Source organism: Chitinophaga sp., from assembly GCF_035761305.1.
Classification (GTDB): Bacteria; Bacteroidota; Bacteroidia; order Chitinophagales; family Chitinophagaceae; genus Chitinophaga.
The window spans coordinates 23,765-33,859 of sequence record NZ_DASTRI010000217.1; the positions used below are offsets into that span (position 1 = coordinate 23,765).

The window sequence follows — 10,095 nt, forward strand, 5'->3', positions numbered from 1 at the left end:
AATATAGAAAAATAATCAGCCGCCCGGTTGTTTGCAATATCCGTTAGCTTTGGGCGCTGGTATTGCGTACTTCCCGCTCACCGGTATGATCAAAGCCCTGCTCCCGCTCAAACTGCACCATGGCCGCGGGCCTGAAATTATTAATGAACGCGCGGCGGCGCATACCTGTGCTGTTACCGCGGCTGTAGTGCAGCGTAGCGCCCTGGTGCCACACGCAGGAGCCGGCCTTTATTTCAACGGCCACGCCTTCCTGCTCATCAGCATCGCACATAAGGGCCCCACCGCCGCTGCCTGCAGCCCGGTGGGGGCGTACGGGCAGCTTATGTGAGCCGGGTACGTACCACATACAACCGTTATCTTTCACCGCATCGTCCAGCGCTACCCAGCAGCTGGCTGCCCGCGTGTCGGGCATGCTGATCCAGTAAGCACAGTCCTGGTGCCAGGGTGTAGGCGTATTGGTGAAAGGCGCTTTATCTATCAGCATGTCAAAATCCATATCCATATCTGCGCCCAGCAGCGCTTTGGCCATGGCCAGTGTTTTTACATGCAGCGGCTGTTGCAGCAGATCGGGCAGCAGCCTGCCGGGCAGCATGATCTGTGTAATGCGCTCCCGGGAAGCAGCCGGCTTATCACCTGCTGAAAAGCCCCCCAGGTCGGAGCGGAATTTCCCGGTATTGATCTTATCATCCAGGAACTGCTCGTATATATCGCGGTAATAAAGCACTTCCGCGGGCGTAAGCAGGTTTTCCACTACCAGGTAACCATCGCGGTCAAATGCAGCTGCCTGTGATGCCGTTATAATTGCCATAAAGGTATTTTTTTGAACCTGTTCAAAGATAGTATTGTATATTTAAGAACTGTTTTAATATCATACTCCGATACTATTTTATACATGAACAAAAGCTTTGCCCTGGACACCTACTCCACTACGGAGCGCCACATTATTGATTTCAGGCAATGGGGATGGAAAGATATTGCCGTATTAGGCAAGTACCATTACAAGCAAACGCGCGCCGCGCTGGATGCGCATGCCCACCGGCATATGCTGGAAATATGCTTTTGCAGCAAAGGAGAACAGGTGTATGAGGTGAATAACAACCTTTATAGGGTAAAAGGCGGCGAGCTGTTTGTAACCTTTCCCGGCGAGCTGCATGGCACCGGCGAGTTCCCGGAAGAAAAGGGGGAAATGTACTGGATCATTATCAACATGGCCGGCATGGGAAAAACACGGCGCTTCCTGCATTTTAACGGACCACTTGCCGCGGAGTGGCAACGGCGGCTGCTGCAGCTGCCCCGCCATTTTAAAGGCAACAGCCGGCTGAAAGCCATACTGGACCAGGCATTTCAACATCATGCGCAAAACAGCGGCCTGCTGGATCATATATGGGTGCAGCACCTGCTGGCCGGTTTCCTGCTGGCCGTTATCAGCTGCTCACAATCGGCCGGTACACGCAAAATAGAAGCACGTATGGAAAAGATAGACGCCTACATACGTACGCACCTGGATGAGCCGGTGATGCTGCCGGTGCTGGCGGCGCAGGCAGGGCTGTCACTTTCGCGCTTTAAAAGCTGGTTTAAAGAAGCCACCGGCACCACTCCGCTGGACTATGTGCTGAAGCACCGCATACAGCATGCACAGGCAGCCCTGCGAAAAGGGAAGCTGTCTATTACCGCTATTGCATATGAAACAGGGTTCCAGAATGCGCAGTATTTTTCCACGGTGTTCAAAAAATTTACGGGGCTTACTCCCGGCGCATACAAACAGCGTGCAGCCGGTAACGTTATTAACCGGCGCCGCTCATAAAATTGTTGCCCCAAAGGGGTATGACTTTCCCGCTTTAATGAGTACTTTCAGGTAAAAGCCCTCTCCATGAAACCAATATCGCTACTACTGATTTTCTTTTGCGGCTGCATAACCGCCTGTACCACCAGGCGGCTGCCGCGTATAGCCATTGCAGGCCTGGCCATAGAGTCCAGCACCTTTTCACCTGCGCTTACGCAGGAAGCCGCTTTTCATGCGAAATACGGCGATAGCATTTTCACCTCCTATCCCTTTTTCCGGCCCGACTCACCCCTGCGCAGGCAGGCACAGTGGTTCCCCGCTGTAATGGGACGTTCCCTGCCCGGCGGCGCTGTTACCAGGGAAGCCTATGAGTCGCTGGTAAAACAAACGCTGGAAGCATTGAAAAAGAATATGCCGTACGACGGGCTTTTCTTTGATATACATGGCGCTATGAGCGTGGTGGGACTGGACGATCCTGAAGGCGATTTTATTACCCGCATCCGTAAAGTGATCGGCAACCAAACACTGATCTCCACCTCTATGGACTTGCACGGCAATGTATCATGGCGGCTGGCCCAAAACACAGACCTGATTACCTGTTACCGCATGGCGCCCCATGAAGACGCCATGAAAACCAAGCAACGCGCCGTAACCAACCTGCTGAACAGGCTGGAAAGCGGCAAGGGCAAGCCCAAATACAAAGCCTGGGTTCCGGTGCCCATATTGCTGCCGGGCGAAAAAACCAGCACGCGCATAGAGCCTGGCAAAAGCGTGTACAAGGCAGTGGCGCCCGCATCCAAACAATCCGGCATTATTGACGCTGCCATTTGGATAGGCTATGCCTGGGCCGATGAGCCGCGCAACCACGGCGTGGTAATGGTAACCGGCGATGACAAGGAAAAAGTGACCGGCACTGCTGAACAGCTGGCAAAAGGCTTCTGGAATGCACGCAGGGATTTTGCCTTTGTAGCGCCTACCGGCGATTTGAAAACGTGTTTGGATAAGGCGCTGGCCAGCGATAAACACCCGTTCTTTATCAGCGACTCCGGCGATAACCCCACTGCAGGCGGCGCCGGCGATGTTACCTGGACCATTACCCAGATACTGGCCCGGCCGGAGTTTAAAAAAGAAGATGGCCCCACGCTTATCTATGCTTCTATACCCGGCCCTGAGCTGGTGCAAAAAGCGCTGGCGGCAGGTGTAGGCGGGCATGTAGATGGTTATGCAGGCGCTGCTGTGGATGCGCGGTATGCCCCGCCGGTACATTTAGCCGGCACTGTTACAGCCATTAAAAAGGGCGATAAAGATGCTGAAGCGGAAGTAGTGGTGAAGGTAGGGAGTGTAAGCGTAATCGTTACTAAAAAACGGAAACCCTATCATAAGGAAAAAGATTTCACCGACCTGAACCTGCAGCCGCGCAAAGCAGCTATCGTAGTGGTTAAGATCGGTTACCTGGAGCCGGAGCTGTATAATATGCGGGCCGACTGGCTGCTGGCGCTTACACCGGGCGGCGTGGACCAGGACCTGGAACGCCTGCCTTATAAGCGTATTCAGCGCCCTATGTTCCCGTTAGACAAGGATATGCCGGAGCCTGACCTCAGCGCGCGGCTGGTGCCGACAGCAGGGAAGGCGAAATAAAACAAACGCTGCGGTGAGTTGTATATGGTATGTAATATTGATGTAAGAGATCATTCAGCCGGAACAAGCATATGATTATTACGTAAATTTAACTTCAGTTAAATTGCTTGCTTAATATTTTCCCTACTTTACATTCATAAAATAAATGCATATGAAAAGAACAGCTAACGCCCATTGGACGGGCAATCTCAAAGAAGGCAAGGGAGAAATCTCTACCCAAAGCACTGTTTTGAACAAAACACAATATTCCTTCAACACCCGTTTTGGCGACGGCACAGGCACCAATCCCGAAGAGCTGTTAGGCGCATCCCATGCAGGCTGCTTTACCATGGCTGTAAGCGCGGCGCTTACACAGGCCGGTTTTACAGCGGGCACGCTGGACACCAAAGCCACCGTTGAGCTGGACCCTGCCGCAGGCCCCAAAATCACCGGCATTAAGCTGGAGCTGACCGCTTCTAAAATTGACGGCGTATCAGAAGAGCAGTTCCGGACCATTGCCAACGGCGCTAAAGAAAACTGCCCTATTTCCAAAGCGCTGAGCGCTACGCCCATTTCGCTGGAAGTAACATATCAATAATATTCTTTTTACAAAGCAAATGCCTGGTTCCGGTTTGCAAAGCGCAGGCCAGCACCGGGCATTTGCATGTAAATAATGCATACCTTAGCCTGAACAGCAAGTTTTTCTTTATCATAACACCTTCAGCGTATGCCATTAAGTGGTCCCATTCTTATTATTGATAATGACCTGGAAGACCAGGGTTTTATAACTACTGTACTGCACCAGATTGATCCTGCTATTCATTTCCACTGTTTTTATAACGGCCAGGATGCGCTGGATTACCTGGTTAAGACCACAGAACATCCCTTTCTTATTATTTGCGATGTGCACATGCAGGGCATGAGCGGACTGGAATTACGCAAAAGCATAAACGATAATGAGCAGCTGCGAAAAAAATCCATCCCCTTTGTATTCCTGAGTGATTATGCAACGGAGAAAAATGTTAATGAGGCCTACGACATGACGGTGCAGGGATTTTTTGAAAAGGCAAACACGCAGCAGGACCTGCAGCACCAATTACACCTGATAATAAATTACTGGAAAAGCTGCCTGCACCCCAACCGCTATTTCATTTCCTGATAATAGCACCAGCCAGCCCTGCAGGCATTGCATGTTAACAAAACGAAATATTTCGATTAATTGCCGTCAAAATTATCGTTCAAACTTCCTTAAAAAATCTACATAATCACCAAAGCCTTCCCGGTTTACCTTGTACCTGGTGCAGCGGCCGTCTTTTTCGGTATAAAGCAGGTCTGCATCCACCAGCTGCTTCAGATGGTGTGAAACCGTGGACTGCGCCAGGTCAAACATTTCTACGATAGCGGTACACTGCATCCAGCCCTGCTGCTTTTTGATTGCCTCCATTATCTTTATCCGGTAGGGATCGCTTAAAGCCTTGGAGATGCGTCCTATCCGCTTCAGATCCGTTGAATTATTCATAATTGTAAATTTATCGATTTAAGGCTAAATGGCCAAACACCGGGAACCCGTGGATCGCCACACTGATACAGAATATTTTTCAGACTGACCGCAATCATATGCCAGGAAGAAAGACTATTCTAAATTGCCGTCAAAAGCACATATAAACGAAATGAGAAACGGAAAACTTGGAGAACTGATAGCAGATAACGAAAACTGGAAACATGCGCTCAAAGTTTTGGAGGATGGCATTATACGCTTTAAAACCGGACTGGCCGGCCTGCTGGAAACGGACTTTCACAAGGATGACCTGGAGCAATTTGAATATTTCCAGAATAAATTCCTGAAGATGGACGAGCAGATAAGCCTGTTGCGCCATGAGGTGCGGGAACAGCTGCACCTGCTGCAGCAGCCCTCCTCTTCCGGCGGCGTTCAGCTGAAAAAAACACTGGATCTCCAACGCCGGCTGGAGGTGAAGATGATCATTATCCAGGAGAACTTTGATAAGCTTAGTACAGAATTCAATGGCTACCTGCAAAAAACCTGTCCTTAATACAACATATTGGACAGCTTTTTTTCATTGAGTATAATGATGGCGCCTTCTTTAATATCTATCAGTTTTTCTTCACGGAAATCGCCCAGGGTGCGGATAAGGGACTCGGTGGCCGTACCTGCAATGGTGGCCAGGTTATCACGGCTGATATCAATGGCAAAAGCGCCCTGCTGCGCGTTGCTGTATTTTTTGTGCAGGTGCATTAATGCTTCAGCTACCTTTTTGCGCAGCGAGTTATATGCCAGCCCTAACAGCTGCTGCTCTTTACTGGTAACATTGCGGGCCAGCATACGCACAAACTGCACGGCTACATGGTGGTTGTTATTCAGCAGCTCTTCAAAATCTTCCCGGGGTATAAGGGTTATCTCGCACTCCTCTATGGCTTCTGCAGTTTCTTTATATACCGTGCCTTCCAGCAGGGCAACATAACCCAGGAAATCGCCTGCATTATACAGCTCTACCACCAGCTCTTTACCTTCATCATTTCTTTTAAAGGTTTTCACCTTTCCCTTCTGTATATAAAAAAGGTTAATGGGGTGGTTGCCCTCCATGTAGATGGCCTGCTTCTTTTTATACTTATCGGTATCGCGTCCTTCAGGCAGCATTTGCAGCGACTCTTTGCCGGTGGCTGCGTGCATAAGCTTATGCAGGCCTTCCAGGTCGGCAGAAAAATCCTGCTTTTTCAGGGCAGCTTTTTTGAGGCGGCTTTCAATCGCATGCAGCAGCTCCGTACCGTTAAACGGTTTGGTAATATAATCATCGGCCCCCATTTCCATACCTTTCCGGAAGTCGGTACGTTCAGTTTTGGCGGTAAGGAAAATGAACGGCACATCCCGCACTTCTTCACTGCGCTGCAGCAGGTGAAGCACGCCAAAACCATCCAGCACCGGCATCATAATATCACAGATCACCAGGTCGGGCTTGTGCTCCAGGGCCAGTTCCACGCCCACCTTGCCGTTTTCCGCCGTTAGTACCTTATAGCCGGCCAGCTCCAGTATTTCTGCAGTGTTTTCCCGTATATCTGTATTATCCTCTATTAAAAGAATGGTATGCATATAATAGCTGGGTATTTCATTTATTATTCAAAGAAAAAACTATTGTAAAGGTAGTGCCTTTGCCCAACTCACTTTCGCAGGAAATACGGCCGTTCATCAATTCACTGTACTTGCTCACAATATGCAGCCCCAGGCCGGTACCCTGTATGTTGCTTACGTTGGCGCCACGGTAAAACCGCTCAAACAGGTGCTGCTGGTCTTCCTGCGACATGCCTATGCCGTTGTCCTTTACCTGCAGTGTAAAAGCGCCCGGTTCTTTTTTTGTATAAATGGCGATAGTGGCGTTGGCAGGTGAAAATTTAATGGCATTGCCCAGCAGGTTCATCACAATATGCTTCAATAAAGAAGGGTCCAGCAGCACTTCCTGCTTCCCGGTATGAAAATAGCTGATCTCCTGCCCGTCTTTAATAATACCCTGCATTTCCTGTATCACGGTATTAATGTTCTCCGTAATATCAAAGCTGCTCATGCGCACCTGTATCTTGCCTTCTTCTATACGGCCTACAGAAAGAAAATCGTTCAGTATATCGGTCAGCAGGTTTACGGAGGTAACAATACGCTGTATGTGCTTGTTGCGTTTGGGCTGGTCGGCTTCTGCGGCGTACTGCTTTACCAGGAAGGCAGAAGATAATATGGTGCTGAGCGGGGTGCGGAACTCATGGGAGGCCATGGACACAAAACGGGTTTTCAGCTCGTTCAGCTCCTTTTCTTTTCCCAGGGCAAGGGTTAGCTCTTCTTTTGAGAATTCAAGGTCTTCCAGCGCCTTGCGCAGCTGCAGGGTGCGTTCCTCCACCTTGTGTTCCAGCTCGTTGTTCAGCTTCTCCACCTTTTCTTCGGCCTTTTTCCGTTCTGTAATATTATTAACGTAAGCTATTACAAAGGTGCCTTCCTCATTCCTGTAATGGCTCAGGCTTATTTCCACCGGGAACTCCGAACCGTCCCTGCGCAGGGCAAACAGGTCAAGCCCAATGCCCATAGGGCGGTTCTGCGGGTGTGCGTTGAACCGCTCCCGGTGGCCCACATGCTGGTGATGCGAACGTGCGGGTATCAGCTTTTCTACCTTTTGGCCCAGCAGCTCGTGCCGCTGGTAGCCAAACTGTCCCAGGGCAAAATCATTGATCAGCACAATCTCGCCCTCTTTATTGGTAACCAGTATGCCAATGCTTGCATAGTCAAACAGGGCGCCGAAGCGCTCCAGCTCTTTATTTAATTGCTGCTGGTGGCGGGTATTAGGAATAATGGAGGCAACGCGGAAAGCGCAGTAGTCTTTTTTTGCATACCGGAAGGGGATCACCTCATACCGGCCGGTAAAAGTGTTGCCGGCCACGTTAGTCCATTGCCGTTCCTCCGGCGGCACGCTGCTTTCTGTAAAGGAACCGCAGATCCCCAGCTGATGCCGGTCCAGCAGCTCCTCCAGCACCGTATGGTCCCTGGATCCCAGCATGGCAATACCGGCTTCATTGATATACAGCAGCCGGCCGCTTTCCTGCTCCCTGACCCCTACCAGGCCCGGTTCGCGCTCCAGTACAGCTGCGAATACAGCCAGTTGAAAATTTATATCAAGATCGTTAACGGAAAAATGCATACCTGTTGAACGTAAATTGTGAAAGTTGCAGCCTTTATTCAGCTGAACACGCAGCCCCGAAGGTGCAAAGGTTTTTGCGCGGGACATATGACCGTAATCATTGCCACCGATGATTGCGGTCATTGCCCGCCAGCCCGGGCCGTCCTAACATTGTGATTATAAACCGTTTTGCCATGGAAATCTATATCAGTGAGGACGCAACCGTTGCTACCCTGCAGCATGAGTTCCAGGAGGCATATTCTTACCTGAAGCTGGAATTTTACCGGCAGCCGCACGCCGCAGGGCAACCCTGCCCGGCCAAAGATAAACTGTTGCCAGGCATGCCCATAGAGGATGTTCGTATGATGCACACCTTCGGGTGGATAGATATTTCACGTAACCGCACGGCAGCGGCAGTAGAGGAAGATTTCAGCCGCCTGTACGGCCTGAATGTGCAGATAATGCGCAAATCCGGCGATCTGTGGCTGCAAACAACTACCACGGATAACCGGACGCTCGGGCAAATGAATGAGGAAGGGAATTAATTAATCATGTACTCCAGCTTTTTCTTGTCGTTTACTACTATTACCCCTTCTTTGATAGTGATCAGCTTTTCATCCCGGAAGTCGCCCAGGGTACGTATCAGCGACTCTTTGGCCACGCCGGTAAGCGCTGCCAGGTTATCCCGGCTCATGTCAATGCTGTAATGGTCGTTGTTGGTGGGATTATATTTGTTATACAGCTGTAACAGCGCGGTAGATACCTTTTTCCGCAGGGAGTTATAGGCAATGCCCAGCAGCTGCTCTTCGGTTTCTGTTACCTTACGGCAAAGCAGCTGTATAAACTTATGCATCACACCGGCATTATTAAATAAAAGGGCTTCAAAATCTTCCCGCGGTATCAGCGCCAGCTCGGCATCGTCCAGCACATCTGCGCTTTCCTTATACGTCCGCTGTTCCAGCAGCGCCGTATATCCCAGGAAATCCCCTTCGTTATACAGGCCTACTACCAGCTCCTTGCCGTCGTCGTTGCGCTTATAGGTTCTCACCTTTCCTTTTATCACATAAAAGAGGTTGGAGGGATGGCCGCCTTCGGCATACACTTCCTGCCGTTTTTTGTACGTTAGCACATGCCGGCCTTCGCTCAGGGTGGTATGCAGGTCTTTACCGCCGCCGGCTGTTTGCATCAGCGTTTGCAGGCCATTGAGCCCGTGGGGCAGCTCCTGCCGCAGCTGTTCAGCCTTACGCAGCCGGCTTTCCACGGCATTCAGCAGCTCTGTGGTATCAAAAGGTTTGGTAATATAATCGTCCGCGCCCATTTCCATGCCCCTGCGCACCTCCGGCCGTTCTGCTTTGGCCGACAGGAAAATGAAAGGTGTGTTCTGCAGCTTTTTATTTTTACGCAGCAGGTGAAGCACGCCGTACCCGTCCAGTACGGGCATCATAATGTCGCAAATAATGAGATCAGGGCATTCCGCAATCGCCAGCTCTACGCCTGCTTTTCCATTAGCTGCGGTTAAAGAGGCATAACCGGCCAGCTCCAGTATCTCGGCTACATTTTCGCGGATCTCTGTATTGTCCTCAATCAACAGGATCTTCTTCAAGGATTATTACATTTTATATTCGATGGGTCCTATGGTTATATTGGCTCCCGGTTCATAAACGGTCTTTGAGGGCCGGCCATAAACGGATGGCCAAATCTGTCATATAAATATAGCTATTTTCTTACTTCGGATATAAATATGATCAAAAGATGTGATGGTTGATCACGATCATTGCCCCGTTGATGCGGATCATTGGCAGGTTTTTACCATCATACTACTTTTACAATACAATCATAAACGATGCGAAACACGATCAAATATTACGAAACACCTATTCATATCGCCTAAACCTATGCACGCACATAAAAAACAACCTATCTGATTGAAAAACCGCATTACCATTTGTTTTCACAAGGGTTTTCTTACAACCGGGTATAGTACCCAGGTATTATACCCGGTGTTTTCACGTAACTGCAAAAACA

The 10,095-nt window shown here is 49.9% G+C and carries 11 protein-coding genes; 6 read left to right on the forward strand and 5 right to left on the reverse strand.

The window, feature by feature from the left end; genetic code table 11:
* Positions 1–43: 43 nt before the first annotated feature.
* Positions 44–808: a phytanoyl-CoA dioxygenase family protein gene (locus VFS25_RS18235; protein WP_326463603.1), complete on the reverse strand. Its 765-nt coding sequence runs from the start codon at positions 806–808 to the stop codon at positions 44–46.
* Positions 809–892: 84 nt separating this feature from the next.
* On the opposite strand from VFS25_RS18235, the gene VFS25_RS18240 reads away from it, so the two are divergent.
* From VFS25_RS18240 to VFS25_RS18255, 4 genes are all read left to right on the forward strand, one after another.
* A complete protein-coding gene (locus tag VFS25_RS18240; protein WP_326463604.1) occupies positions 893–1,804 on the forward strand; it encodes an AraC family transcriptional regulator in 912 nt (303 codons plus the stop codon).
* Between the two features lie 66 nt (positions 1,805–1,870).
* Entirely contained in the window at positions 1,871–3,421 is a 1,551-nt protein-coding gene (locus VFS25_RS18245) for a M81 family metallopeptidase (RefSeq protein WP_326463605.1), read from the forward strand.
* Positions 3,422–3,566: 145 nt separating this feature from the next.
* Positions 3,567–3,998 (forward strand): OsmC family protein, encoded by a 432-nt coding sequence (locus tag VFS25_RS18250; protein ID WP_349256396.1) that lies wholly within the window; start codon positions 3,567–3,569, stop codon positions 3,996–3,998.
* 129 nt (positions 3,999–4,127) lie between these two features.
* Positions 4,128–4,559 carry a response regulator gene (locus tag VFS25_RS18255; protein WP_326463607.1) on the forward strand — a complete coding sequence of 144 codons (432 nt, stop codon included), beginning with the start codon at positions 4,128–4,130 and terminating at the stop codon, positions 4,557–4,559.
* 72 nt (positions 4,560–4,631) lie between these two features.
* On the opposite strand, the gene VFS25_RS18260 is transcribed toward VFS25_RS18255, so the two are convergent.
* Positions 4,632–4,919 carry a metalloregulator ArsR/SmtB family transcription factor gene (locus VFS25_RS18260; RefSeq protein WP_326463608.1) on the reverse strand — a complete coding sequence of 96 codons (288 nt, stop codon included), beginning with the start codon at positions 4,917–4,919 and terminating at the stop codon, positions 4,632–4,634.
* Between the two features lie 151 nt (positions 4,920–5,070).
* Between VFS25_RS18260 and VFS25_RS18265 the strand changes: the two genes are divergently transcribed.
* Positions 5,071–5,451, forward strand: a complete 381-nt coding sequence (locus tag VFS25_RS18265) for a hypothetical protein (RefSeq protein ID WP_326463609.1) — start codon at positions 5,071–5,073, stop codon at positions 5,449–5,451.
* On the opposite strand, the gene VFS25_RS18270 is transcribed toward VFS25_RS18265, so the two are convergent.
* Positions 5,448–6,506, reverse strand: coding sequence for a response regulator (locus tag VFS25_RS18270; protein WP_326463610.1), 1,059 nt, complete (start codon positions 6,504–6,506; stop codon positions 5,448–5,450). The genes VFS25_RS18265 and VFS25_RS18270 overlap by 4 nt on opposite strands.
* Positions 6,507–6,522: 16 nt before the next feature.
* Positions 6,523–8,091 (reverse strand): PAS domain-containing sensor histidine kinase, encoded by a 1,569-nt coding sequence (locus VFS25_RS18275; protein ID WP_326463611.1) that lies wholly within the window; start codon positions 8,089–8,091, stop codon positions 6,523–6,525.
* Positions 8,092–8,264: 173 nt separating this feature from the next.
* Between VFS25_RS18275 and VFS25_RS18280 the strand changes: the two genes are divergently transcribed.
* Positions 8,265–8,615, forward strand: a complete 351-nt coding sequence (locus VFS25_RS18280) for a hypothetical protein (protein ID WP_326463612.1) — start codon at positions 8,265–8,267, stop codon at positions 8,613–8,615.
* Here the strand turns inward: VFS25_RS18280 and VFS25_RS18285 are convergent.
* Positions 8,612–9,673 carry a response regulator gene (locus VFS25_RS18285; RefSeq protein ID WP_326463613.1) on the reverse strand — a complete coding sequence of 354 codons (1,062 nt, stop codon included), beginning with the start codon at positions 9,671–9,673 and terminating at the stop codon, positions 8,612–8,614. The genes VFS25_RS18280 and VFS25_RS18285 overlap by 4 nt on opposite strands.
* Positions 9,674–10,095: the final 422 nt, after the last annotated feature.

What these genes read in the sequence shown, in the direction of transcription:
- VFS25_RS18235 (WP_326463603.1), bottom strand. Translation starts at nt 808, where the DNA reads ATGGCAATTATAACGGCATCACAGGCAGCTGCATTTGACCGCGATGGT.
- VFS25_RS18240 (WP_326463604.1), top strand. Translation starts at nt 893, where the DNA reads ATGAACAAAAGCTTTGCCCTGGACACCTACTCCACTACGGAGCGCCAC.
- VFS25_RS18245 (WP_326463605.1), top strand. Translation starts at nt 1,871, where the DNA reads ATGAAACCAATATCGCTACTACTGATTTTCTTTTGCGGCTGCATAACC.
- VFS25_RS18250 (WP_349256396.1), top strand. Translation starts at nt 3,567, where the DNA reads ATGCATATGAAAAGAACAGCTAACGCCCATTGGACGGGCAATCTCAAA.
- VFS25_RS18255 (WP_326463607.1), top strand. Translation starts at nt 4,128, where the DNA reads ATGCCATTAAGTGGTCCCATTCTTATTATTGATAATGACCTGGAAGAC.
- VFS25_RS18260 (WP_326463608.1), bottom strand. Translation starts at nt 4,919, where the DNA reads ATGAATAATTCAACGGATCTGAAGCGGATAGGACGCATCTCCAAGGCT.
- VFS25_RS18265 (WP_326463609.1), top strand. Translation starts at nt 5,071, where the DNA reads ATGAGAAACGGAAAACTTGGAGAACTGATAGCAGATAACGAAAACTGG.
- VFS25_RS18270 (WP_326463610.1), bottom strand. Translation starts at nt 6,506, where the DNA reads ATGCATACCATTCTTTTAATAGAGGATAATACAGATATACGGGAAAAC.
- VFS25_RS18275 (WP_326463611.1), bottom strand. Translation starts at nt 8,091, where the DNA reads ATGCATTTTTCCGTTAACGATCTTGATATAAATTTTCAACTGGCTGTA.
- VFS25_RS18280 (WP_326463612.1), top strand. Translation starts at nt 8,265, where the DNA reads ATGGAAATCTATATCAGTGAGGACGCAACCGTTGCTACCCTGCAGCAT.